The 23,837-nt window shown below is 57.0% G+C and carries 23 protein-coding genes; 9 read left to right on the top strand and 14 right to left on the bottom strand.

Annotated elements, in window-relative coordinates; translation table 11 throughout:
• The first annotated feature begins 6 nt into the window (after positions 1-6).
• From RB2501_RS14190 to RB2501_RS14220, 7 genes are all read left to right on the top strand, one after another.
• Entirely contained in the window at positions 7-1,698 is a 1,692-nt protein-coding gene (locus RB2501_RS14190) for an OstA-like protein (RefSeq protein WP_041327299.1), read from the top strand.
• Between the two features lie 3 nt (positions 1,699-1,701).
• Entirely contained in the window at positions 1,702-2,895 is a 1,194-nt protein-coding gene (locus RB2501_RS14195; RefSeq protein ID WP_015755555.1) for an aspartate aminotransferase family protein, read from the top strand.
• A gap of 86 nt (positions 2,896-2,981) precedes the next feature.
• A complete protein-coding gene (locus RB2501_RS14200; protein WP_015755556.1) occupies positions 2,982-4,382 on the top strand; it encodes a tetratricopeptide repeat protein in 1,401 nt (466 codons plus the stop codon).
• A 27-nt stretch (positions 4,383-4,409) separates the two neighbouring features.
• Positions 4,410-5,339 carry a DUF368 domain-containing protein gene (locus tag RB2501_RS14205; RefSeq protein WP_041327301.1) on the top strand — a complete coding sequence of 310 codons (930 nt, stop codon included), beginning with the start codon at positions 4,410-4,412 and terminating at the stop codon, positions 5,337-5,339.
• A complete protein-coding gene (locus RB2501_RS14210) occupies positions 5,339-6,358 on the top strand; it encodes a DUF368 domain-containing protein (RefSeq protein ID WP_015755558.1) in 1,020 nt (339 codons plus the stop codon). Before RB2501_RS14205 ends, RB2501_RS14210 begins: the two co-directional genes overlap by 1 nt.
• A complete protein-coding gene (locus RB2501_RS14215; protein WP_015755559.1) occupies positions 6,351-7,103 on the top strand; it encodes a shikimate dehydrogenase family protein in 753 nt (250 codons plus the stop codon). Before RB2501_RS14210 ends, RB2501_RS14215 begins: the two co-directional genes overlap by 8 nt.
• 88 nt (positions 7,104-7,191) lie before the next feature.
• Positions 7,192-9,348, top strand: a complete 2,157-nt coding sequence (locus RB2501_RS14220; RefSeq protein WP_015755560.1) for a DUF349 domain-containing protein — start codon at positions 7,192-7,194, stop codon at positions 9,346-9,348.
• A 20-nt stretch (positions 9,349-9,368) separates the two neighbouring features.
• On the opposite strand, the gene rimO is transcribed toward RB2501_RS14220, so the two are convergent.
• Positions 9,369-10,673 carry a 30S ribosomal protein S12 methylthiotransferase RimO gene (gene rimO / locus RB2501_RS14225; RefSeq protein ID WP_015755561.1) on the bottom strand — a complete coding sequence of 435 codons (1,305 nt, stop codon included), beginning with the start codon at positions 10,671-10,673 and terminating at the stop codon, positions 9,369-9,371.
• 92 nt (positions 10,674-10,765) lie between these two features.
• Between rimO and RB2501_RS14230 the strand changes: the two genes are divergently transcribed.
• Positions 10,766-11,881 (top strand): serine hydrolase domain-containing protein, encoded by a 1,116-nt coding sequence (locus RB2501_RS14230; protein ID WP_015755562.1) that lies wholly within the window; start codon positions 10,766-10,768, stop codon positions 11,879-11,881.
• A gap of 3 nt (positions 11,882-11,884) precedes the next feature.
• Here RB2501_RS14230 and RB2501_RS14235 read toward each other — a convergent pair whose 3' ends face one another.
• The 12 genes from RB2501_RS14235 to recR all read right to left on the bottom strand — a co-directional run bounded on the left by RB2501_RS14235 (position 11,885) and on the right by recR (position 21,558).
• Entirely contained in the window at positions 11,885-13,618 is a 1,734-nt protein-coding gene (locus RB2501_RS14235) for an amidase family protein (protein WP_238528076.1), read from the bottom strand.
• On the bottom strand, positions 13,585-14,448 hold the full coding sequence (locus RB2501_RS14240; RefSeq protein ID WP_015755564.1) for a DUF2911 domain-containing protein: 864 nt from the start codon (positions 14,446-14,448) through the stop codon (positions 13,585-13,587). Before RB2501_RS14240 ends, RB2501_RS14235 begins: the two co-directional genes overlap by 34 nt.
• Complete coding sequence (gene ftsY, locus RB2501_RS14245) at positions 14,445-15,407, bottom strand: signal recognition particle-docking protein FtsY (protein WP_015755565.1); 963 nt, start codon at positions 15,405-15,407, stop codon at positions 14,445-14,447. Before ftsY ends, RB2501_RS14240 begins: the two co-directional genes overlap by 4 nt.
• Before the next feature lie 186 nt (positions 15,408-15,593).
• Entirely contained in the window at positions 15,594-15,746 is a 153-nt protein-coding gene (locus tag RB2501_RS16070; protein WP_083760737.1) for a DUF4295 domain-containing protein, read from the bottom strand.
• A 6-nt stretch (positions 15,747-15,752) separates the two neighbouring features.
• The gene (gene rpmG, locus RB2501_RS14250) at positions 15,753-15,935 is read right to left on the bottom strand and encodes a 50S ribosomal protein L33 (RefSeq protein ID WP_015755566.1); all 183 of its coding nucleotides are present in this window, start codon (positions 15,933-15,935) and stop codon (positions 15,753-15,755) included.
• 27 nt (positions 15,936-15,962) lie between these two features.
• Positions 15,963-16,199, bottom strand: a complete 237-nt coding sequence (gene rpmB / locus RB2501_RS14255; protein WP_015755567.1) for a 50S ribosomal protein L28 — start codon at positions 16,197-16,199, stop codon at positions 15,963-15,965.
• Positions 16,200-16,271: 72 nt separating this feature from the next.
• Entirely contained in the window at positions 16,272-17,519 is a 1,248-nt protein-coding gene (locus RB2501_RS14260) for a competence/damage-inducible protein A (protein WP_015755568.1), read from the bottom strand.
• Complete coding sequence (locus tag RB2501_RS14265) at positions 17,519-17,857, bottom strand: Hpt domain-containing protein (protein ID WP_015755569.1); 339 nt, start codon at positions 17,855-17,857, stop codon at positions 17,519-17,521. The genes RB2501_RS14260 and RB2501_RS14265 overlap by 1 nt, the downstream gene beginning before the upstream one ends.
• Positions 17,857-18,468: a fumarylacetoacetate hydrolase family protein gene (locus RB2501_RS14270; protein ID WP_015755570.1), complete on the bottom strand. Its 612-nt coding sequence runs from the start codon at positions 18,466-18,468 to the stop codon at positions 17,857-17,859. Before RB2501_RS14270 ends, RB2501_RS14265 begins: the two co-directional genes overlap by 1 nt.
• A gap of 60 nt (positions 18,469-18,528) precedes the next feature.
• Entirely contained in the window at positions 18,529-19,305 is a 777-nt protein-coding gene (locus tag RB2501_RS14275; RefSeq protein WP_015755571.1) for a 3'-5' exonuclease, read from the bottom strand.
• A gap of 121 nt (positions 19,306-19,426) precedes the next feature.
• Positions 19,427-20,857: a dihydrolipoamide acetyltransferase family protein gene (locus RB2501_RS14280; RefSeq protein ID WP_015755572.1), complete on the bottom strand. Its 1,431-nt coding sequence runs from the start codon at positions 20,855-20,857 to the stop codon at positions 19,427-19,429.
• 74 nt (positions 20,858-20,931) lie between these two features.
• A complete protein-coding gene (recR, locus tag RB2501_RS14285) occupies positions 20,932-21,558 on the bottom strand; it encodes a recombination mediator RecR (RefSeq protein ID WP_015755573.1) in 627 nt (208 codons plus the stop codon).
• Positions 21,559-21,697: 139 nt separating this feature from the next.
• On the opposite strand from recR, the gene RB2501_RS14290 reads away from it, so the two are divergent.
• Positions 21,698-23,164: a sodium:solute symporter gene (locus RB2501_RS14290; RefSeq protein ID WP_041327902.1), complete on the top strand. Its 1,467-nt coding sequence runs from the start codon at positions 21,698-21,700 to the stop codon at positions 23,162-23,164.
• Between the two features lie 23 nt (positions 23,165-23,187).
• On the opposite strand, the gene RB2501_RS14295 is transcribed toward RB2501_RS14290, so the two are convergent.
• Positions 23,188-23,547, bottom strand: coding sequence for a CoA-binding protein (locus RB2501_RS14295; RefSeq protein ID WP_015755575.1), 360 nt, complete (start codon positions 23,545-23,547; stop codon positions 23,188-23,190).
• Positions 23,548-23,837: the final 290 nt, after the last annotated feature.

Below are 23,837 nucleotides of genomic sequence, written 5' to 3' on the forward strand. Positions count from 1 at the left end.
ACCCCGATGCGAATTCTTGTTCTCATATTGGCCTGCCTGTTGTCCATCCCTATAGCCCGGGCCCAGGCCGATAGTACCCAAAACCGGAAGATCAACATCGTCTACGGGGGGAACTTTACCAAGGATGAATCCCTGCGGCCGGGAGCCTCTATATTCAGCCGGGATACCCGGCAGGTCCAGTTCGAACACCAGGGGGCCGACCTCTGGTGCGACTACGCCTTCCTCTACCAGAAGGACAACCGCCTGGAAGCCATCGGGAATGTCCGCCTGGAGCAGGGCGACTCGGTGCTGATGACCAGCGGGCGGGTGGAATACAACGGGAACCTCCGCCTGGCGAAGGCATACGAATCCGTCCGCCTCGAGAATCAGTCGATGACGCTGACCACGGATACGCTCTATTTTGATCGGGAGCGCCAGGAAGCTTATTACAGGGACTTCGGACGGATAGTGGACTCCGTCAATACGCTTACCAGCGAGGTGGGGCGTTACTTTATGGTTCCCAAGAAATACCAGTTCCAGGACTCCGTTCTGATCAAGAACCCGGACTACACCCTGGAGTCTACCCGCCTGGACTACTACACGAATTCCAAGAACGCATATATGTACGGGCCGTCCACGATTACCGGGGAGGATTATACGCTCTATTGCGAGCGGGGTTTCTACGACACGCGTGTGGAACAGGGCTACGGGATCCGCAATACGGAGATTCATTACAACGACCGCATCATCGAGGGGGACAGCGTGTATTTCGACAAGGCCTCCGAATTCGCCTCGGCCACCAACAACATCGTCATCACGGATACCATCAACAAGGGCGTTATCCGGGCGCACTACGCCGAGGTGCACCGGGCCAGGGACTCCGTCTTCGCCACGCGGCGGGCCGTCTCCATCAGCCTGGTGGAGCAGGATTCCCTCTATATGCACGGGGATACCCTGATGGTCACCGGAGCGCCTGACGCCCGGATCCTGCGGGCCTACCGGAACGCAAAATTCTTTAAAACCGACCTGAGCGGCAAGTGCGATTCCATCCATTTCGAGGAACGGACCGGGATTACCCAACTCATCCGGGAGCCGGTAATCTGGAATCTGGAAAACCAGATGACCGGCGACAGCATCTACCTGCTCAGCGACCTGGAAACCCAGAAACCCGATTCCCTGAAAGTCCTCGGCAATGCCTTCCTTATTTCGGAAGACACCATCGGGCACCGGGGGTACAACCAGGCCAAGGGCAAGGATCTGTTCGGCAAATTCATCGAGGACCAGCTAAAGATCGTCGACCTGGTAGGCAATACTGAAGTGGTCTATTTCATGTATGACGACGACAACGAGCTGATCGGCATCGACAAGACGGTCTGCAGCCGCATCCGCCTGCTGATGGAAGCGAGCGAGATACAGGATATCACCTTCTTCATTGACCCGGACGGGGTGATCTATCCCGAGGCGGACCTGCCCGAGGAAAGCCGTATCCTGGAAGGTTTTATCTGGCGCGGGGACGAGCGGATGTACCGTTGGCAGGACGTATTCGACGAGGACGACAACAACCTGGAACTACCGGTGATCCGGGGCCTGAGCGAACCCATCGACCTGGAATCCAAACCCGTGCCCCCCGACCCGGACGGGCCCCGGTTCCCCAAAGACGACAAGGGCCGGCCGGCGCTCCGCCGCAGCGGGACCAAGACCGATTCCCAAAAATCCTGAGCCGTGGATGACGATTTCCTCAAATACCAGGCACAGACTACGCCGCACCCCCTGGGCCTCAATATCCTGCGCGCCTCCGGCAGTTATGTCTACGACGACCGGGAGAAGGAGTACCTGGACCTGATCGCCGGGGTGTCGGCCTGCACGCTCGGGCATTGCCATCCCGAAGTGGTCCGCGCCATACGCGAACAGGCCGGGAAATACCTGCACGTAATGGTTTACGGGGAGTTTGCCATGGAACCCGCCGTGGCTTTCTGCCGGGAACTGGCCGCGGCCCTGCCGGCCCCGCTCGAAACCACCTACCTGGTAAATTCCGGAACCGAAGCCATGGAGGGGGCCATCAAACTCGCCAGACGGGTAACCGGCCGGTCCGAAATCCTCGCCGCCCGGGACGCCTACCACGGGAATACCCTGGGCAGCCTGAGCCTGATGAGCCTGGAATCCCGCAAGGCCCCTTTCCGCCCGCTCCTACCGGATGTCCGGCACATCCGCTTCGGCCATGCCGGGGACCTGGACAAAATTACCGGGAAAACGGCAGCCGTGGTTCTGGAAACCATCCAGGGCGGTGCCGGATTCCTGCTACCCCCGGAAGGTTACCTGCAGCAGGTTCGGGAACGGTGCAGCCAAACCGGGACGCTGCTCATCCTGGATGAAATCCAGCCGGGATTCGGGCGGACAGGCAAGCTCTTCGCTTTTGAACACTATCGATGTATCCCGGATATTTTGGTCATGGGGAAAGGTATGGCTTCGGGATTGCCCGTGGGTGCCTTTACCGCTTCGAGAGAGCACATGACTGCCCTGAGTAACCGCCCCAAGCTCGGGCATATCACGACATTCGGGGGCAACCCCGTGGTGGCTGCGGCAGCCCTGGCTACCCTGCGGGTACTCCGGGAGGGAACGCTGATGGAAGCGATCACCCGCAAAGAAATGCTTTTCCGGGAATTGCTGAGACACCCGCGCATCCAGGAAATTCGCGGCCGGGGGCTGATGCTTGCGCTCATCCTCAGCGACCCGGCCGAAGCGGACCATGTTATCCTTCGGGGCATGGAACGGGGGCTGCTGCTTTTCTGGCTCCTTTTCGAGCCCCGGGCCGTCCGGATTACGCCCCCGCTGACCATCTCGGAGGAGGAAATCCGGAAGGGGTGCCAGATGCTGCTGGAGTTGCTCGACACCTGTCCCAAGGCGCCTGTTAACTAATTTGTTGATAACAAAGCCCGCCGTTACCCCATTACAAGCCCTCAAAAAAATATTTTTAAATCCATACGGAACCCAAACGGATATTTATGACGCTCGATCCGAATGAACAACCCAGCCACTCCATCTTGAAATTTGAATCCATGCTGAAGACCGACGAGGTCTACTTCTTTGATTCTGAAGATTTTGAGGAGATTATCCACCACTATCTGAACAACGGAAAAATCGCCCTGGCCAAGAAGGCGATCCGCATGGGGCTGGAGCAGCACCCGGACTCCCTGGAATTGCAATTGCTCCAGGTGGAGGTACTGGTTTTCGAGAATAAACTGGACCGGGCGGAATTCATCCTGGACCAGTTGCAACTCCTGGATTCCCGCAATGAGGAGATTTTTATCCAACGTGCCAATATCTGCTCCAAGAAAGACAACCACCGGGGTGCCATCGAGCTCCTCCGGCAGGCACTGGAGCTATCCGAGAATGATTTTGAGGTGTACTCCCTGCTGGGGATGGAATACCTCTTCCTGGATGAATACGGGAAAGCGCAATCCTGCTTTATGAAATGCCTGGAGGCAGACCCCGAAGACTACGCCTCCCTGTACAACGTGGTCTATTGTTTCGAGTTCCAGGAAGATTACGAAGGAGCCATCCGGTACCTGAACAATTACCTGGAATCCAGTCCGTATTGCCAGGTTGCCTGGCACCAGCTCGGAAAGCAGTACGACGCCATCGACCTCCTGGAGGAGTCCCTGGCGGCTTTCGACTTTGCAATCATATCCGACGACAGCTTTTTGGGGGCGTACTTTGAAAAAGGCAAGGTCCTGGAAAAACTCGGACGTTACCAGGAGGCAATCGAAAATTACCTGGTAACCACTCGGATGGACGACCCTACCTCCCACGCCTACCTGCGTATCGGCCGTTGCCACGAAAAGCTGGGGATGGAGGAACAAGCCCGGGATTACTACTACCTTACGGTGCACGAAGATCCGCTGCTCGACAAGGGGTGGTTGGCGATCACGGATTACTATTTCCGGAAGAAAAATTACACCAAGGCCCGCGAGTACATCAACAAGGCCATCAATATCGACGGGGAAAACGCCGCGTACTGGACGCGTTGCGGCCGGATCCATCAGGCCCTGGGCGAACTGGACCAGGCCGATTTCGCCTACAAGCAGGCCGTGGACCTGGGCAATTACGAACTGGGTACCTGGCTGCAGTGGGCCCGGGTACTGCTCGCCAACCAGGAAGTGGCCGCCGCCGCCGAAGTCCTTAAACAGGGGGCGGAATTCCACCCGGAAGCCGCCGAACTGAAATATTTGATGGCCGGGGTTTGCCGGATACTCGGCAAGGACCGTATGGCTTGCATCCACCTGCGTACCGCAATGGAGCAGGCCCCGGGAAAACTCAGGCAATTCCGCAAACAATACCCGGATTTATACGGGGCTTCATGGGCCCAGCGGATCATCGGCGAATGCCGGAAAGCTTCCAAATAAAAAAGCTACTTTTGCTTTTTTATTGCTATGGAAAACCGCAGTAGGCTTCATTATTTCTGGGTAATGCTCAAAGGCATGGCCATGGGCGCTGCCGACGTGGTTCCGGGGGTATCAGGCGGCACGATTGCCTTTATATCAGGCATCTACGAGGAACTGATCACCTCCATCGACAATATACGTCCGAACTTGCTGCGCGTCTGGTCGTCCGACGGGTTCGGCGCCTTCTGGAAAGCCCTGAACGGGAATTTCCTGCTCGCCCTTTTTGCCGGGATCGTCATCAGTGTCCTGTCGCTATCCCGCCTGCTCAGCTACCTGCTGGCAGAACACCCCGTATTGCTCTGGGCATTTTTTTTCGGCCTGGTACTGGCCAGCATCCTATACGTCGCCCGGCAAATCGACCGCTGGCGACTGGCCGTCTGGGTCATGCTCCTGGCGGGCATTGCCCTGGCCACCCTGGTGGTTTCCCTCCCGGCCGCCGATCCGGAATTCGGCCTCGCCTACCTCTTCCTCTGCGGGGCACTGGCCATCTGTGCGATGATTCTGCCGGGAATCTCCGGTGCCTTTATCCTGGTGCTCCTCGGGGGGTATAAAACCGCTCTCGACGCGATCCACGAGCGCGACCTGGCCGTTCTCCTGGCCCTGGGCCTGGGAGCCGTGTTCGGGTTGCTGAGTTTTGCCCGGCTGCTCAAATGGATGTTCGTGCGGTTCCGCAACGGGACGCTGGCCCTGCTGACTGGTTTTATCATCGGTTCCCTGCAGAAAATCTGGCCCTGGAAACAGGTGCTCGAAACCCGGATGTTTGACGATAAAGCCGTGGTTATCCGGGAGGCGAACGTAGCGCCCTGGAACTTTGAAGGCAACCCGATGCTCTGGCAGGCCGTCCTGCTGGCCATCCTGGGGTTCGCCCTGATCTTCCTGCTGGAACGGGTTGCCGACCGGAAAAACGATACCGCCTGATGCACCAGCCCAGAACCATATCGGATAAGTTCCTGCTTTTTATCAAAGGACTCGCCATGGGAGCCGCCAACAAGGTCCCCGGGGTTTCCGGGGGGATTGTCGCCTTCGTGGTCGGGTTCTACGAGGAGTTTATCTATTCCCTGCAAAAATTCAACGTAAAGGCAATTAAACTGATCATCGGCGGCAGGTTCCGCAGTTTTTACCGGTACGTAAACGGGCCGTTCCTCTCCCTGCTGATACTCGGGATGCTCTTTAGCTATTTCAGCGTTTCCCAGCTGCTCGATTACTTCCTTGAACGGAAAGAACTCTACGTCTGGTCTGCCTTTTTCGGGATGATCATTGGATCGATCTATTTTATTTCCAAGGACTACGAGCATTGGAATCGGCGCACCGTGCCGGCCGGGGTGCTCGGCTTGCTCATCGGGATATCCATCAGCTTCCTGAGCCCGGCCCGGGAAAACGACAATCTTTGGTTTATATTTTTCTGCGGCATCATCAGCGTATCCGGGATGACCCTTCCGGGGCTCTCCGGGTCGTTTATACTGATTCTCCTGGGGAATTACGTATTGTTGCTGGTGGACTCGGTCAATGCGCTTTACGACACGCTGATCGAAGTATTCCAGGGGGATTTCAGTTTTATCAGCAACAGCGACCGACTGAACACCTTGCGTATCCTGGCGGTTTTCACAGCCGGTTCGGCTGCCGGCCTGGTAACCCTGTCGCACCTGCTGGGCTATGTACTCAAGCATTACAAACACCTGACCACCGCCGTGATTATCGGCTTTATTACCGGTTCGCTCGGGGTGGTATGGCCGTGGAAGCGAACAATCTTCCTTACCGGACCTGACGGGCAGCCCCTGCTCGATTCCAACGGGGATAAAATCATCAGCAACTACGAGCGCTACCTGCCAGACACGGGGAATCCGGAAAACCTCTGGGCCCTGGTGTTTATCGGGGTCGGTATCGGTATCCTGGTCTTACTGGAGTGGTACGGCAAAAACCGCAAACGCAATGCATAGGTTCGGGCTTATCGGGAAAGACATCTCCTATTCGTTTTCGCCGGGATACTTTGGCGAGAAATTCCGCAAACTGGGGCTGGAGGATTATACCTACCAGATATTCGATTTGGCCGACATTTCTGAATTTCCGGCCTTATTCGGGGAATACCCGGACCTGAAGGGCCTGAATGTAACCATCCCCTATAAACAGGTTGTCATGCCCTTTCTGGACCATATTGCCCCGGAAGCGGCCCGGATCGGGGCGGTAAACACCATTTGCCTGCAGGGTTCAATCACCACCGGGCACAACACGGATGTCACCGGTTTCCGCGAGTCGCTCAGGCCCCTGCTGCTGCCCGCCGACCGGGAAGCATTGATCCTCGGTACCGGCGGGGCCTCCCGGGCGGTGGCCCATGCCCTGGAACAACTCGGGATCCATTTCCGATATGTCTCCCGGAACCCCGGGCCCGGACAACTGAGCTATACCGGGCTCGACGCCCCGACCCTCCGGGAGGTGCAGATTGTGGTAAATACCACGCCCCTGGGTACGCATCCCAATACAGACGCCCGCCCGGAAATCCCCTATGAAGCCCTGGGGCCCGAACACTTGTTGTTCGACCTGATATACAACCCGGGGCAAACCGCTTTCCTCTCCGAAGGCCGCTCCCGGGGCAGCCGGATCAAAAACGGCCTGGAAATGCTGGAGATCCAGGCCGAACATGCCTGGAAGCTCTGGAATGCACCAGCAGCAACACCCGGCAACTAAGCCAAAAGAAGGCAGGAATACTTTTGTTTCTCGGCCGCTTGTTAGTATCTTAGAAAGGCATCCGAGCAGGCACTGAAAAATCTATCGCATGTCCGAAGAGGAAAACAAAGAACTGCACGAAGCTGCAGGGGGGGAAGAAACACCAGGTAAACCGGATCCGTCCGGAAGTCCGGCTACAGGCTCGTCGGGCGAAGCGGGTGAAGCGGGTGAAGTGGATAAAAAGGGTAAAACGGGGGAGGCCGAGAACCCCGTAACCGGGACCGGGGAAAAGGTTGAAGGGCCGGAAGCAGGGCCTGCCGACGCAGATGACTCGGAAAAGGAAATAGACGATTCCAACGCTGAGGACGCCGAGGATTCGGAAAACGAACGCCGCCACCAGATTCCCTTCCTGGATTACCACGCCCTTTCTATGGAAAACCTCGTGGGCGAACTCCAGCGATTGCTCAGGACAGAAAAGGTACAGGCCATCCGGCGCCATGTAGACGGGATCAAACAGGAGTTCGACCAGAAATTCCAGGAATTTATCGAGCAGAAAAAGGAGGAATTCGTAGATCGTGGCGGAAACGAAGCGGATTTTCGGTATAACTCGGTAACCAAAAGGCAATTCAACGAACTCTACGCGGAATACCGGGAAAAACGAAACCAGTACTACAAAGAACTGGAACAAAACCTCCGGAAAAACCTGACCATCCGCCAGGAAATTATCGAAGAGCTCAAAGGCCTGGTGAATATGGAGGAGGACATGAACACCACCTACCAGCACTTCAAGGACCTGCAGGAGCGCTGGAGGCAGGCAGGCCCGGTACCCCGCACCCAGTACAACGACGTCTGGCGGACCTATCACCACCATGTGGAAATCTTCTACGACTTCCTCCACCTGAATCGGGAATTGCGGGACCTGGACTTCAAACACAACCTGGAGGAAAAGCTAAAATTGATTGAACGGGCCGAAGCACTTGCCGGGGAACCGGACCTCAACAAGGCATTCAGGGAATTACAGACACTGCACAAAATCTGGAAAGAAGAGGTGGGGCCGGTAGCCAAGGATCAACGGGAAGCAATCTGGGATCGTTTCAGCGCCGCAACCAAGACCATCCACCAACGCCGGCAGGACCATTTCCGGGAACTGGAGAAACGGCACGAGGCGAATCTCGAGACCAAAAAGCAACTCATTGCCGAAATCGCCGAAATTGCGGATAACGTCGCTTCCAGCCATCGGGCCATCCAAAAACAGATCCGCCAGGTGGAGGCCCTGCGCGAGAAATTTTTCCAGGCGGGGAAAGTCCCCCAGCAGGACAATGAGGCTACCTGGTCGGCATTCAAGGGGGCTGTGCGGAAATTCAACCGCACCAAGAATGCCTATTACAAGAACCTGAAAAAAGAGCAACAGGAGAACCTGGAGAAAAAGCGCGCCCTGCTCGCCCGCGCGGTGGAGCTCAAGGACAGCGAGGACTGGGATGCGGCTACCCCGGAAATGAAACGAATCCAGCAGGAGTGGAAGCAGATTGGGCATGTCCCCCGCAAATATTCGGACAAAATCTGGAAGGAGTTCAAAACAGCCTGTAACCACTACTTCGACCGGCTCCACGCCCGGAGGAATTCATCCAATGCATCGGAACGTCAAAACCTGGAGCAGAAAGAAAAAATTCTCGACGAGCTGAAAGGCTTCAACCTGAGCGGAAAGCGGGAAGCGGACCTGAAAAACATCCAGGAATTCCTGAGCCGATGGAAGGGTGTCGGCCGGATACCGGGCAACAAGAAACACCTGAATGCCAAATTCTACAAGATCCTGGATGCGCTCTTCCGGAAAATGGGAGTCAGCAAGGCGGAAGCGGATATCCTGAAATACGGCAACAAGATCCAGAAGCTGTCCGACGAAGAAGATTCCCGCGCCATTGAGCAGGAACGCCAATTTGTCCGAAAGAAAATCGAGGAAAACAAAAGCGCCATCCGCCAGCTGGAGAATAACCTGGAATTCTTCTCGGATCCCTCCGAGGACAACCCGCTGGTGAAGGATGTGATCGCCAACATCGACCGGCAAAAGAAAACGCTGGCCAACTGGAAGGCCAAGTTGAAAAAGCTGAACATCCTGCGCAACGAGCGCAACCGGGCCGAAGAGGCCGGGGATTCGGAGGATACGGAAGGGGAAACGGATACCGACGGACAGGATTCAGAAAACCAGGATTCAGAAAACCAGGATTCCGGCAACTCGGAGAAAGCCGAAGCTTCTCAGCAATCCGGGTAACCCGGCGCCACGGGAATACGCTAGGCCACCGGTTCGCCGATCAGGTCAAAATCTCCCGCTTCGGTCACCCGGATTTCGGCAAAATCCCCAACCCTCAGGTAATGTTTTGCGGCATCCACGCGCACTTCGTTGTCCACATCCGGGGAATCAAATTCCGTACGCCCTATAAAATACCCGCCTTCCTGCCGGTCGATCATACAGCGAAAGGTCTTCCCCACCTTTTCCTGGTTCAGCTCCCAGGAAATCTGGGCCTGCAACTCCATAATCTCAGATGCGCGGGCTTGTTTGGTCGCTTCGGAAACATCGTCTTCGAGGTTGAACGCATGGGTATTTTCCTCGTGGGAATACGTAAAACAGCCCAGGCGCTCAAACCGCGTCTCCCGCACCCATTCTTTCAGGATTTCAAAATCTGCATCGGTCTCCCCGGGATATCCCACTATCAGCGTTGTGCGAATAGCCATCCCGGGAACCTTTTCCCGAAAAGCCTCCAGGAGCCGGGTTGTTTTTGCCCGGGTGGTTCCGCGCCGCATACTTTTGAGGATGGGGTCGGAAATGTGCTGCAACGGGATATCGATATAGTTGCAGACCTTCGGTTCAGCCCGCATGACCTCCAGAACATCCATCGGAAAACCGGTGGGGAAAGCGTAGTGCAGGCGGATCCACTCGATGCCTTCAACCTTCGCCAGGGCGCGTAATAAATCGGCCAGGGCCCGCTTCTTATACAGGTCCAGCCCGTAATAGGTAAGGTCCTGGGCTATCAGGATGAGCTCTTTGACCCCTTTGGCTGCCAGGGACTCCGCCTCCCGGACCAGGTCTTCGACCGGCTGGCTGCGATGCCCGCCCCGCATCAGCGGGATAGCGCAAAATGAACAGGGTCGGTCGCACCCTTCGGCGATTTTCAGGTAGGCATAGTTGGCCGGGGTTGTGGTGAGCCGCTCCCCTACCAGTTCGTGCCGGTAATCCGCCCCGAGGGCTTTCAGGAGCCGGGGCAGATCGCGCGTGCCGAAGTAGGCGTCCACATCCGGGATTTCCTTTTCCAGGTCCGGTTTGTAGCGTTCGCTCAGGCAGCCCGTCACGAAGACCTGGTCTACCCGGCCGTCTTCCTTCTGCCGGACGTATTCCAGGATGGTATTGACGCTTTCTTCCTTGGCATTGGCGATAAACCCGCAGGTATTGATCACAACGATATTCCCCTCCCCTTCGTGCACCACGTCTTTCTCAGAGGCCTTCAGCTGCCCCATGAGCACCTCGGAATCGTAGAGGTTTTTGGAGCAACCCAGGGTCACCACGTTTATCCGGTTCTTTTTGGAAGATTTTGTCCGCATGCCAAATCGTTGATTGGGGCGCAAAAGTACGAACTACGGCAGGAAGTTCGGCTCCCGGGAGACGAAAATGGCGCGGAATTCGTTATTTGTATATGTATTGGCCCGGTAAAAAGATATCAATTGCAGCTGCCGCAACCCTGTTGGTCCTGTTGGCAGCGGGCGTCTCGTGCACCTCGGATACGGAACCGGCCGATACCACGCCTCCCGCGAAAACCGGACGCTACTTTCCGGATCCGGTCAGCTTTGCCGAATGGGAAACCACAGACCCCTCCGACCTGGGCTGGGACAGCGCAGCCGAGTCGGATCTCGATACATTCCTGGCTTCCAGCGGTACCCGTGCACTGATTATCCTGAAATCCGGACGCATAGCCAAAGAGACGTATTTCGGGACGTTTACCCGGGACAGCCTTTGGTACTGGGCCTCAGCGGGAAAAACACTTACGGCCTTCTCTGTAGGCCTGGCCGTGCAGGAAGGCTTTATCGACACGGGGGACGCCACTTCCGACTACCTCGGCGCGGGATGGACTTCGGCCCCGGCCGAAAAGGAAGCCCTGATCACCGTGGGGGACCAGCTCCGGATGACCACGGGCCTGAACGACCTGGCATTTGATTGCGTCAGTCCGGGTTGCCTTGAGTACCTGGCCGATGCCGGGGAGCGATGGGCCTATCACAATGGCCCGTATACTTTGCTGCAATCCGTGGTGGCGGCAGGGACCTCGGAAAGCTTCACCGCCTTTTTCAACTCCCGCCTGCGCAACCGAATTGGCATGGACGGCCTATGGTTCAGCACCAATGGCAGCAACAATGTGTATTTCAGCACGGCCCGCAGCATGGCGCGGTTCGGGCTCCTGGTTCTCGGACGCGGCAGCTGGGGGGATACTGAAATCCTGGAAGACGGGGATTTCCTGGAGGACATGCTGACGCCGTCCCAGTCGTTGAACGCCTCATACGGCTACCTGTGGTGGCTCAATGGGAAAAGCAGCTATATGTTACCCGCGTCCCAGGTGGTCTTCCCCGGGGAGCTGATGCCGCAGGCTCCTTCCGACCTCCTTGCCGGGCTGGGCAAGAACGACCAGAAACTCTATATTGTGCCTTCTCAGGAACTCGTCATTATCCGGATGGGGGACGATGCGGGGGAGAGCCTGGCAGGACCCTCCAGTTTTGACAATACGCTCTGGCAGCACCTCAGTGCCTATATGAACCTCTGATTTTTAATCGGCATACCCCTCCGGCATCCTTCGGACCGGTAAACGCATTTCAAATGCCCGGCCCAATTCGAGCAATTGCTTCTCCTGGAAGGGACGGGCAATGAAGGTGAGCCCGGCTGGTTCCCCGCTTTCGCGATACCCCATGGGCACGCACAGGGCGGGGTGGCGCCCCAGGGCGGCATAGGCCGCATGCCGGTTGTTCACCGATAGCACGGCGTCCAGTTGATGGGCATTCCAGGGTACCGTGAAATAATCCATACCGGCTGCCAAAAGGCGTGCTTTGAGAGCCTCGAGGTCTTCCGGGCCGGTTGTATCCCCGAGGATTCCCTCCAGCCTTCCCTGCCCGTAGGGCGCACGGACCAGGCTGTCCTCCCTGTTAAAGGCCACCAGGTCGGCCACGTCGGAAATTCGCACGGCATCCCGGTTGCGAACGCGTTTTTGGAGGTAGGCGGGCAGGTCTTTTCGCATATCCCCATTAAGCAGTTTCGAAAAGCCATCCAGGTCTGTTTCCGGCGGGGTAATCGGGATGATTTCCGCACCGGCCTCCCGCAATACCCGGATGGCGCGGCGGTATAGGGAATCCGACTCGGAAATGGCCTCAAAAATACCAAAGCGGCGGCCCGCAAGGGCAACAGGTTCCACCCGGTGTCCGTTTATCAGCGTAGGGGTTTCCAGTGCAACGGGGTCTTCGGAATCATAGCCCCGCATGGCGTCGAGCAGGATGGCCGCATCGGTAACCGTACGGGCCATCGGGCCCGGGGTATCCAGGGTGGATGAAATCGGCACGATTCCCGTTCGGCTCAGCAGGCTCACGGTAGGCTTGAGGCCCACTACGGAGTTTTGGCCGGAAGGAGACAGGATGGAGCCGGAAGTCTCGGTCCCCACGGCCCCCATGGCATATCCTGCAGCCACGGCCGTGCCACTTCCCGAACTGGAGCCTCCCGTTTCGAATTGGCGGCGCCCGTAAGGATTGAGGGTTTGGCCGCCCAGAGCGCTGTAACCCACCGGACATCCGTCGCAAAAGTAGTAGGCCCATTCACTCAGGTTCACCTTCCCCAGAATCACAGCCCCGTTCATCTGCAGCTGGTTCACGATAAATGCATCTTCCGTGCGGTTCTCCTGCAGGGCCACTGCCCCGGCGGTAGTCGGCATGGATTCCGTGTCGATATTGTCCTTGAGTAAGACCGGCATGCCGAAGACCGGGTGCCGCTCAGCGTCCGGCACCAGGCGCAGGACTTCGTCCTTTTTACGGGCCTCCTCCAGCGCGTTCGGGTTGATGGCCAGGACCGTATTGAGCGTGGTGGCATGGGGCAATTCGTAGGTGTAGATCCGATAGAGGAAAAAGCGCGTCAATTCCTCATAGGTCAGGGTACCGCCAAGGATTTGCTCCTGGATTTCCGGTATGGAACGCCCCAGAATGAGGCCTCGTAACTCCCGGTAGCGGGCGGGGTCCAGGGAAAGCGCCTCCGCGTATAAGGGCCGGAAGATATCGTTCTTGTCGGTAACCCGGGACTGAATCAGCTTATAGCGCATCCTCCGGTTGGGGTGATCGGCATTGGCCGCTACCTCGGAGGCGTCGTCATAGGGCTCCCAAATGCGCTCGGGAACATCTTCCCGGGCGCGATCTGCAGAGGTGTTCCCGTCCTTGCAGGAAAATTGAAGGGCGGCACATGCCATCAGGGACGAAATGCCCAATACAAATACTATCCGCCTTCGGATGCTAGCTGGTTTTTCCATAGTTCGATATTCCTTTTGCTTATGCGAACAAATTCATCCTTGCCCTCTGCCCTTGCGAGCTCCATGGACCGTGTGGCCGCCCGGATGGCTTCTTTCAGGGCACCTTTCCGGGCGAGGAGCAGGGATCGGACCCGGTGAAAATAATACGTGTCGCCCCCGAGTTCCAGGGCGCGGTCTACATAGTCCAGGGCGCGGTCGGTGTCCCTGCCTGATTCCTGCAGGTAGCGGGCAGCCTCGTAATAGGTCTGGGCCGTTGGATCCCGGGAGAGTGCCCGTTGGATTTCCGCCTCCATGGCACTTCGGGTATCCACCGCAATCGGGATGCGGATGCGGGTATGGTCCCAGTGCCAGACCATTTGGGCCCCGTCGTGCCGGATGCTGTCAAAGCTGATCTCGAAATTCTCTTTGCCTTCCGAAGCGACCTCCGGATATACCTCAAAGCGGAAGAGGTCCTCGGCGGGGTTGTAGGCATCCCGCCCGTCCCCCCAATGCGTGGTATCCCGGTGAAACGCCACCTCCCAGGCGGTTTCCTCCGGGAAGGCATACAGGGCGTAAGTGCCGGCAGGCACCGGGTTCCCGGCAACCAAAACGGGGCAACTCAGCCTGATTTTCGTCGATTCATTCGCTCCCACCCGCCAGATCCTGCCATAGGGCACCAGTTCCCCGAATATTTCCCGTCCGCGAACAGCCGGGCGCGAGTAGGAGACGCCGATACTGCACAGCCCAATCTCCTGGCGGATTTCCTGTGCCGGGCTCGCCTTTGGGTGACGTAACTGGGCATACGCGCAAGTCAGCATCAACATCAGTCCGATCCAGAGCAGGAGCTTCAAGACTGTCGTTTAAAGAAAGAATCCACGAATTCGTATTTGTTGAATACCTGCAGGTCCTCAACCCCTTCCCCGACACCGATATATTTCACCGGAATCCCAAACTGATCCGAAATGCCGATTACCACGCCCCCTTTGGCCGTGCCGTCGAGCTTGGTGACTGCCAGGGAATTGACCTCGGTGGCCCGCGTAAATTGCCGGGCCTGCTCAAAGGCATTTTGCCCGGTGGAACCGTCCAGCACCAACAGGACTTCATGGGGTGCACCCGGGATAACTTTCTGCATTACCCGGCGCACCTTGGTCAATTCATTCATCAGGTTCACCTTGTTGTGCAGCCGCCCGGCCGTGTCGATCAGGACTATATCGGCCTGCTGGCCCACAGCGGAACTCAGCGTATCAAAAGCTACGGAGGCCGGGTCGCTTCCCATGCGCTGTTTGACAATGGGTACCCCCACGCGCTCTGCCCAAATTTCCAGTTGTTCGATGGCTGCCGCCCGGAAGGTATCTGCCGCGCCGAGGATTACCTTTTTGCCCTGCTGGTTGAATTGGTGCGCCAACTTGCCGATGGTGGTGGTCTTCCCGACCCCGTTCACGCCCACGACCATCACCACGTAGGGACCCTCCACTTCGGGCAGGCTTACTTCGGCAGCCTCCCCCGAATGCGTTTCTTCGAGCAGCCCGGCAATTTCTTCCCGGAGGATCCGGTCCAGCTCGTCCGTGCCCACATACTTGTCGCGGGCCACGCGTTCTTCGATGCGCCCGATGATTTTCAGGGTGGTCTCAACCCCCACATCCGAGGTCACGAGTACTTCTTCCAGGTTGTCCAGGACTTCGTCGTCCACCTTGGACTTCCCTACCACGGCCTTGCCGAGTTTGGAAAAGAAACTGGTCTTGGATTTTTCGAGCCCCTTGTCCAGGGTCTCCTTTTTCTCTGAGGAAAAGATTTTCTTGAATAAACTCATGGGATGGCGTGCTGTTGGGCAAAGATAGCATTTTAACGATTCCCCTCCCCAACCCGCGGGAGACCCGGGACCGTCCAACATTTACCGCCCTGGGTTCCTGAATAATCTTCGTGACGGCGGCTGGCACAGGTAAAAAAAAAACCGCCCTCCCGAAGGAAGGCGGTTCACTCTATATATGCAATGCTCTTATTTACTGTTGAGCCAGTCATTCACCATTTCGGGCGGCATTACTGCCTCCACAAAAGTATACGCCCCTGTTTTCGGAGACTTGACCATTTTGATAGCCTTGGTCAGCCGCTTGGACGATGATTGTAACGTTGCTACTGTTTTCTTAGCCATGTTTCCTTATTTTATCTCTTTGTGAACAGTCATACGCTTGAGGATCGGGTTGAATTTCTTCAATTCGAGCCGGTCCGGCGTATTCTTTTTGTTCTTGGTCGTGATATAGCGGGAGGTCCCGGGCATGCCGGATTCCTTGTGCTCGGTGCACTCCAGGATCACCTGTACTCTGTTGCCTTTTTTAGCCATGGTGCAATCGCTTTAGTGTCTGATGACTTATTGGATGATACCTTTCTGTTTTGCCTCCTTGAGCACTGCCGAAATCCCCTTCCGGTTAATCGCCTTCAATGCCCGGGCCGATACCTTGAGGGTAATCCAGCGGTCCTCCTCCGGGATATAAAAACGCTTCTTTGAAAGATTTACATCGAATCTCCGACGCGTCTTGTTGATCGAAAACGAAACGTTATTGCCAAATTGGGCTCGTTTCCCGGTAAGTTCACAGACTTTAGACATTGCGCTACAATTTCTTGGTTCAAAACAGGGTGCAAATTTACGGCATTTTTCGCGTACACCCAAACTTCTTTTTTAGAATTTTAGGATTTCTTCCCGAAGCATCTCAAAGGCCTTGTGGACGGACTTCCGGACAATCCGCTCCCGGTGGTTGCCCATGGTGAACACTTCGGCACGCGTCCCCCCGGGGCCGCTGACCGCGATGGCCACTGTCCCGACGGCGGCATCCGATTCGCCTTTGGCAGGCCCGGCGTTACCCGTGGTGGCTACCGCGATATCCGCCCCCAGCACCTTCCGGGCTCCTTCCGCCATGGCCCCGGCAACTTCCGGGCTCACCACGGAATGGGCTTCTATCAGTCCCGGATCCACGCCCAACACGTCTTTCTTAACCCCGGTGGCATAACTCACCACACTGCCCAGGAAAAAATTCGAAGCGCCCGGGACAGCAGTCAACTGGGCGGCGATAGCCCCGCCGGTGCAACTCTCTGCCGTAGCCAGGGTAGCCCCGCGGGCGGTGAAAAGCTTGGCCAGGGTAGCCTCCAGGGCTTCCCCGTCCGATTCCCCGAAAAGAATATCTGCCAATTGGTCGCGCAGTTCCCCCACGTAGCGGTCCAAATCTTCCTGAACGGCCTCCGGGTCGGTACCCCGGGCGGACACGCGTAGCCGCACCTTGCCCAGGTTGGGCAGGTAGGCCAACCGGATGTGGCCGGGCAGGGCATCCTCCCAGGTTTCAATCCGGTCCGCAATCGCGCTTTCCCCCAGGCCGTAAGTAATCAGGGTATGGTGCAGCAATACCGGTCGGTCGTAGCTGGCGATGATTCGCGGCACCACGTGTTCCGTGAACAGGGCCTTCATCTCAAACGGGACACCCGGCAGGGAAACCAGCACGCCCCGGCGGCCTTTCAACCACATGCCCGGGGCCGTGCCGTGTGCATTGTGCAGGACATCGGCCCGGGATGGTACCAGGGCCTGTTTGCGGTTCAGGTCGGAAATCGGGGTCGAAATATAGTTGCTGAACAGGTATTCAATATGGCGGAGTACCTCCTTATCTTCCCGGAGGCGGTCTCCGGTGTACTCGCAAAGCGTGTGTTTGGTAATGTCGTCCCTGGTAGGCCCGAGCCCCCCGGTAATTATAACGATGTCCGCCCGGGACTCTGCTTCCTTAAGGGCGGTCAGGATGTGTTCGCGATTGTCCTGCACCGAGGATATCTGGTACACGGACACCCCGATTTTATGAAGTTCGGCGGCAATAAATGCCGAATTGGTATCTACGATCTGCCCGATGAGGATTTCATCGCCAATCGTCAGTATCTCGGCGTACATCAGACGTCAAAATCGTTCCTGAGCTCCCCGATCACCTGTTCCACGTCCCGTTTCAATACCGGGAAACGTTCGCGAATAGTCTCCATATTCCCCTCGCTCTTCCCCAGGGTTTCTATTTCCAGGGCTATCGCCCGGGTCTGTTCCATTCCCAGCAGGTCCACGTTGGGCTTGATCTTATGAGCCAGTTTGTATACCTGCTCGTAATTCGATGCCGCGATAGCAGTTTCCAATTCCCTGAGATCGACCGGCACTTCTTCCAGGAACACCGAAACCACCGACAGTACGAAATCGGAATCCCCGTCGGCCATTTCATTGATTTTGTCGAGATTGTAAATCATCACTTTACATTTACGGAGAAAAGCTCCTTCCCTTCCAACTTGCCGGCAAGGTAATCATTTGGCTGTACCTGTCCAACACCGGCCGGGGTTCCGGTAAAAATTATATCCCCCTTTTTCAGGGTAAAGAAGGTGGAGATATAGGCGATGAGCTCATCCGTTTGCCAGAGCATATGCCGCGTATCCCCGCGTTGCACCACCCGTCCGTTGCACTCCAGGGTAAATTCCAGGTATTCTTTGCCGGTGAACCGGGATTTGGGCACCCACTCCCCGATAACCGCCGACCCGTCAAAGCCTTTGGCCTTTTCCCAGGGCAGGCCCTTTTCCTTGAGCGATTGCTGTACATCCCGGGCGGTCAGATCCAGGCCAACGCTCACCTGGCTGTAATAGCCGGGTGCAAACTCCGGGGCAATGTGTTTGCCCACCTTGTCGATGCGCACCAGCAATTCCACCTCGTAGTGCACCTCCCGTGTAAACTCCGGGATATAGAAATCCTGTTCCCGGGGCAGGATAGCCGAGTCCGGTTTGATAAAGAGCACGGGGGAATCCGGCCGTTGGTTTTTGAGTTCCTCGATGTGGGCGGCATAGTTGCGCCCCACGCAGATGAGTTTCATAATGCTGTCCGTATTTCAATATGAAGCCGGCTTAGGCGACAGGGGCGCGAGCCCCGGGGGTTATCCGAGTTTGTTGTTGAGCTTGCTGAGCTTGATCTGGGTGAGTACTTTCTTGGTGTACAGCGGGAAGTCGGCATTGAGCATCCACCCGAAATACCCGGGTTCCTGCTCCAATACCTCGTGGACGCTCCTGCCCTTGTGCTTCCCGAACCCGAAAACCTCCTCCCCGTTTTCATCCCGACGGATGAACCCGGCAAAATCCACGGTGTCGTTGTGGGTGGAAAACGCCGCCAGCTCCTGCACGTTGTTGGTCAGTTCCGAGTAACGGTCCAGTTGGGAGAGCAATACTTCGTAAGTAGCCTGGGTATCCGCTGTGGCGCTGTGGGCATCGGTCAGCTCCTTGCCGCAATAAAACTGGTAGGCAGCAGCCAGGGTCCGCTTCTCCATTTTGTGGAAAATAGTCTGCACGTCCACGGAAACGGCATTTTTCATATCAAAGTCCACCCCGGCCCGCAGAAGCTCTTCCGCCAGGAGGGGGATATCGAAGCGGTTGGAATTGAAACCCGCCAGGTCACACCCCTGGATCATCTGGTAAACCTCCCGGGCCAGTTCGCGGAAGGTGGGCTCGCCAGCCACCTTTTCGTCCGTGATGCCGTGGATGGCGGACGCCTCCTCGGGGATGGGCACCCCGGGGTTGACCAGCCAGGTTTTGCTTTCCTTGTTCCCGTTGGGGAATACCTTCAGGATGGCGAGCTCCACAATCCGGTCGGTAGCGATATTGGTCCCCGTGGTCTCCAGGTCAAAAAAACAAATGGGCTTACTCAGGTTCAGTTTCATGCTAATGGATTAGGTCGGGCCTGTTTATGCCTGGAAAATACAGGGGTTTACAGGTATTATAAAGTTCATTGTCCGCAAAGCGGTTAATTGTATGCGTCAGTGCCTAATGTGTGCTTCAGGGTCATACGTCCCGTTCCGTATCCCAGGCCTCCAGGTAATCGGCTACCGCCTTGACGAATAAACCTCCCAGGGCGCCGTTGACCACGCGGTGGTCGTAGCTGTGGGAAAGGAACATCTTGGAACGGATACCGATGAAATCCCCCGAAGGCGTCTCGATGACGGCAGGGACCTTCCGGATGGCCCCCAGGGCCAGGATGCCCACCTGGGGCTGGTTGATGATGGGCGTACCGAATACGCTGCCGAAAGACCCGACATTGGTTACCGTGTAGGTTCCGTCCCGGACCTCGTCGGGCTTCAGGGCGTTGTTCCGGGCGCGGGTGGCCAGGTCGTTGACCGCCCGGGCCATACCTACCAGGTTGAGTTGGTCCGCATTCCGGATTACCGGAACAATCAGGTTGCCGTCCGGCAGGGCGGCTGCCATGCCCAGGTTGATCTGTTTTTTCTTAATCACCCGGTCGCCGTCTACCGAGATATTCATCATGGGGAATTTTTTCAACGCCTTGGCAACGGCCTCCATGAAGATCGGGGTAAAGGTCAGCTTCTCCCCTTCCCGCTTTTCAAAATCCGCCTTGACGCGATCCCGCCATTCCACAATGCGGGTCACATCCACTTCCACAAAACTCTGGACGTGTGCCGAGGTCGATACGCTTTCGGCCATGTGTTTGGCGATCAGTTTCCCCATGCGGCTCATCGGGATAACCTCGTCCCCTTCGGATATGGAAACCGGGGAACCCGTCGCCGCCGCTGCAGGCTTGGGCGCCTGGCCTTTTTCGGGGGCTGCCGCCATTGCCGGACCTGCTGCTTCGGTTGCTGCTGCCTCCCGGGGTTCGCTTTCCGAACGGACGGCCCCTTCCTGTCCGCGCGACTCGAGGTAGGCCAGCATGTCGCTTTTGGTTACCCGGCCTTCTTTTCCGGTACCCGGGATGCGGTCGAGTTCTTCCTGGCCGATCCCCTCCTCCCGGGCCATATTCCGCACCAGGGGCGAATAAAACCGGTCTCCGTGCGAAACCGGCGCAGGGGCCGGCCGGGCTGTCTTTTCGCCCTGCTCCACAAAGGCCGCAGCCGCTTCCGCCTGCCCGGAGGATTCCTTTGCAGCCGCTTGTTTCCCGGGGGTGTCTGACGACCCGGGGGAGGCCTCCGCATCGGGGGATCCCGCTGCTTCCCTCCCGGCATCCGGCTGGTCGGATTCGCCGTTGAGTTCAATCACCGCCACCACCTGGCCCACTTTGACCACATCGTCTACCTCGAAGCGCTTTTCCACCAATACGCCGTCCACTTCGCTCGGCACTTCCGAATCGACTTTGTCGGTGGCAATCTCAAAGACAGCCTCGTCCGCCTCAATGGCGTCTCCTACTTCTTTCAGCCAGGAGGTCAGGGTTGCCTCGGCAACGCTTTCCCCCATCTGCGGCAATTTCAATTCAAATTTTGACATATTCCTATTTTGACACCTTGTATCCGGAGAATTTTTGCAAAAATAGCAAAAAAACAACCGGTTTGATGAACTTTCTATCTATCCTGGCCCTTGAAGGACCCTTCAAATGGGATCCGTTGCAGGATGGACCGGCCCAGGGTCACCTCGTCCGCATACTCCAGGTCGTCCCCTACCGGAATCCCCCTGGCGATGGTGGAGAGTTCCACCTCCACCCCCTCGAGTTGTTTGTAAAGGTAAAAATTGGTCGTATCCCCTTCCATGGTTGCGCTGAGGGCCAGTATCAGCTCGCGTACCCCCCCGTCGCGCACCCGCTCCACCAACGATGCGATCTGCAGGTCCTGGGGCCCGATGCCCTCCATGGGGGATATCTTCCCGCCCAGTACGTGGTAGAGCCCCCGGTAGTGCCCGGTGCTCTCGATCGCCATGATATCCCGGATATCCTCGACGACGCAGATCAGCGAGCGGTCGCGTTTGGGGCTGGCGCAAATCTCGCAGCGCTCGGAATCGGATATATTGTGGCATTCCCGGCAACGGCAGATCCCCGAGCGGAGGCTGGTGAGCGCCTCGGCGAGCTTTTCGGTCCGGGCCTTCGGCTGGCGCAGCAGGTGCAGGACGAGCCGGAGGGCCGTGCGCTTGCCGATACCCGGCAACTGGGACACCTCATCCACGGCTTTTCCGAGTAATTTCGACGTGATTTCCATATACGGCAAAATTACGTATCTATTTTAAGTTTTGTACTTTGGTGGCCAAATTAAATGGAATGTCCAAACCGGGCCGGATTCCGGCCTGCAGCCGTTTTTTAAGGCAACGGGCACCCCGGTGCGGCACCAGCCTCCTCCTATGAATGCAACCCATATCCTGCTCCTTATCGGGGGGTATTTTGCCCTGCTGCTCCTGATTTCCTATTTCACCGGGCGGAACGATTCCAACGACGACTTTTTTAAGGCGGGCGGGCAGTCACCCTGGTATTTGGTAGCCTTCGGCATGATCGGGGCCTCCCTCTCCGGGGTGACGTTCATCTCCGTCCCGGGCTGGGTAGAATCCTCCCAGTTCAGCTATATGCAGGTGGTATTCGGCTACCTGGCGGGGTACATCGTGATTGCCCTGGTGCTGATGCCCCTATATTACCGGCTGGGGGTGACCTCCATCTACGAATACCTCGAACAGCGATTTGGCTGGGTCAGTTACAAGGTGGGTGCCCTGTCCTTTTTTGTCTCCCGGGTGCTGGGTGCGGCCTTCCGTTTATTCTTGGTCGCCATTGTGCTCCAGCAGTTCGTCTTCGACGCCTGGGGGGTCCCCTTCGAGGCTACGGTGGTCCTGTCCATTGCGCTGATCTGGGTGTATACTTTCCGCGGGGGAATCAAAACCATCGTCTGGACGGATACCCTGCAAACACTTTTCATGCTGCTGGCCGTAGGGTTTTCCATCCACTTCATCAACCAGAGCCTGGGGTGGAGCCTGTCCGATTTCCTGGCGTCCGAAGAGCTGGAGGCTTACAGCCAGACCTGGTTCACGGATTCCTTTGCCGACAAAAACCACCTGGTTAAATCCTTCCTGGGTGGCATGTTCATCACCATCTGCATGACCGGCCTGGACCAGGACATGATGCAAAAAAACCTCACCTGCCGCAACCTGTGGGATGCGCAAAAAAATATGCTTTCCTTTTCGGTGGTCCTGGTTGCCGTGAATTTTGTGTTCCTGCTGCTCGGGGCGCTGCTCTTTATCTATGCCGACCGGTTCGGCATTGCCCTCCCCCTGATGGACGGCAGCCCGAAATCCGATTTGCTTTTCCCGGAAATTGCCCTGAACAGCGGCCTGGGCCCCGTGGTGGGCACCACCTTCATGCTCGGGCTGATCGCCGCGGCATACAGCAGTGCGGACAGCGCCCTGACCTCCCTGACTACTTCGTTCTGCGTGGATTTTATGGGGATCGGCAAGTTACCGGGAGCGCAACAGAAGAAACTCCGCAAGCGGGTACACATCGGGATGAGCCTGTTGCTGATCGTCGTGGTGATCCTCTTCAAATACGTCCTGGACCGCAACGTCATCGACGGGTTGCTCACCGTGGCCACCTATACCTACGGCCCGCTGCTGGGCCTGTTCGCCTTTGGTATCCTGACCCCCTATGCCCTGAGGGATTCCAGGGTCTGGGTGGTAGCCGTGACGGCCATCCTCGTGGTGGCGCTGATCGCCAATTTGCCGCCTGAATTGCTGGGGGGTTATGAAATCGGGTACGAACTCCTCCCGCTGAACGGGTTGCTCACCTTCCTGGGGCTGCTCTTGATACGCAAGAAGCGCACCCTGTAACGGCGGTTCTTTTGCTGTTCCGGTCAGTAGTTGCCGGTACCCAGCATGACCAGGGTGCACGCCTCCAGGGCTTCTATCCCCGACTGCCTGAGGCGGGAAGCAAATTCCGGGTTTTCCGTCCCGGGGTTGAAGATGATGCGCTCGGGCCCAAGTGCGATGAGCTGGTCGTAAAAAGGTTCCTGCCTGCGCGGGTTCATATACAGCGTTATCGTGTGGATTCCTTGGAATTCTTCAATATTCCGGGTAATTTCAATACCGTGAGCTTTTCCGGCCACCATCCCGAATGCCACGGTTTCAATGCCTTTTTCGGCCAGGCGCCGCATGGCCAAATTGCTGTAGCGGGATGGTTTCAGGGAGGCCCCGAAAACAAGCGTTTTTTTCATACTGCTGACGGTTAAATTTTAATCCGGTTGCTGTAACGAATGCAAAGGTAGCACGTCTTTACTACAAAGCATCCTAGTTCACCCATTGACCGGGCTGTATTTTTATAGTTAATGGTTAGTGTTTAGTGCAGCCTGTCAATGTAAGAAACCCCGGCTTTCGACGAGTAGTCAGCCGGGGTTTCGCATGCCTGCGCCCCCGGAGGGTCATTCGCCCTGGATGTTAAATTCAGGGATACCCGTAACATTCGTGGATTTATGGCGTCTATTATACAACATCAATCATCAACGGC

It is taken from the genome of Robiginitalea biformata HTCC2501 (genome assembly GCF_000024125.1).
GTDB classification, from domain to species: Bacteria; Bacteroidota; Bacteroidia; order Flavobacteriales; family Flavobacteriaceae; genus Robiginitalea; species Robiginitalea biformata.

What these genes read in the sequence shown, in the direction of transcription:
- RB2501_RS14190 (WP_041327299.1), top strand. Translation starts at nt 7, where the DNA reads ATGCGAATTCTTGTTCTCATATTGGCCTGCCTGTTGTCCATCCCTATA.
- RB2501_RS14200 (WP_015755556.1), top strand. Translation starts at nt 2,982, where the DNA reads ATGACGCTCGATCCGAATGAACAACCCAGCCACTCCATCTTGAAATTT.
- RB2501_RS14205 (WP_041327301.1), top strand. Translation starts at nt 4,410, where the DNA reads ATGGAAAACCGCAGTAGGCTTCATTATTTCTGGGTAATGCTCAAAGGC.
- RB2501_RS14210 (WP_015755558.1), top strand. Translation starts at nt 5,339, where the DNA reads ATGCACCAGCCCAGAACCATATCGGATAAGTTCCTGCTTTTTATCAAA.
- RB2501_RS14215 (WP_015755559.1), top strand. Translation starts at nt 6,351, where the DNA reads ATGCATAGGTTCGGGCTTATCGGGAAAGACATCTCCTATTCGTTTTCG.
- RB2501_RS14220 (WP_015755560.1), top strand. Translation starts at nt 7,192, where the DNA reads ATGTCCGAAGAGGAAAACAAAGAACTGCACGAAGCTGCAGGGGGGGAA.
- rimO (WP_015755561.1), bottom strand. Translation starts at nt 10,673, where the DNA reads ATGCGGACAAAATCTTCCAAAAAGAACCGGATAAACGTGGTGACCCTG.
- RB2501_RS14230 (WP_015755562.1), top strand. Translation starts at nt 10,766, where the DNA reads ATGTATTGGCCCGGTAAAAAGATATCAATTGCAGCTGCCGCAACCCTG.
- RB2501_RS14235 (WP_238528076.1), bottom strand. Translation starts at nt 13,618, where the DNA reads ATGGAAAAACCAGCTAGCATCCGAAGGCGGATAGTATTTGTATTGGGC.
- ftsY (WP_015755565.1), bottom strand. Translation starts at nt 15,407, where the DNA reads ATGAGTTTATTCAAGAAAATCTTTTCCTCAGAGAAAAAGGAGACCCTG.
- RB2501_RS16070 (WP_083760737.1), bottom strand. Translation starts at nt 15,746, where the DNA reads ATGGCTAAGAAAACAGTAGCAACGTTACAATCATCGTCCAAGCGGCTG.
- rpmG (WP_015755566.1), bottom strand. Translation starts at nt 15,935, where the DNA reads ATGGCTAAAAAAGGCAACAGAGTACAGGTGATCCTGGAGTGCACCGAG.
- rpmB (WP_015755567.1), bottom strand. Translation starts at nt 16,199, where the DNA reads ATGTCTAAAGTCTGTGAACTTACCGGGAAACGAGCCCAATTTGGCAAT.
- RB2501_RS14260 (WP_015755568.1), bottom strand. Translation starts at nt 17,519, where the DNA reads ATGTACGCCGAGATACTGACGATTGGCGATGAAATCCTCATCGGGCAG.
- RB2501_RS14265 (WP_015755569.1), bottom strand. Translation starts at nt 17,857, where the DNA reads ATGATTTACAATCTCGACAAAATCAATGAAATGGCCGACGGGGATTCC.
- RB2501_RS14270 (WP_015755570.1), bottom strand. Translation starts at nt 18,468, where the DNA reads ATGAAACTCATCTGCGTGGGGCGCAACTATGCCGCCCACATCGAGGAA.
- RB2501_RS14275 (WP_015755571.1), bottom strand. Translation starts at nt 19,305, where the DNA reads ATGAAACTGAACCTGAGTAAGCCCATTTGTTTTTTTGACCTGGAGACC.
- RB2501_RS14280 (WP_015755572.1), bottom strand. Translation starts at nt 20,857, where the DNA reads ATGTCAAAATTTGAATTGAAATTGCCGCAGATGGGGGAAAGCGTTGCC.
- recR (WP_015755573.1), bottom strand. Translation starts at nt 21,558, where the DNA reads ATGGAAATCACGTCGAAATTACTCGGAAAAGCCGTGGATGAGGTGTCC.
- RB2501_RS14290 (WP_041327902.1), top strand. Translation starts at nt 21,698, where the DNA reads ATGAATGCAACCCATATCCTGCTCCTTATCGGGGGGTATTTTGCCCTG.
- RB2501_RS14295 (WP_015755575.1), bottom strand. Translation starts at nt 23,547, where the DNA reads ATGAAAAAAACGCTTGTTTTCGGGGCCTCCCTGAAACCATCCCGCTAC.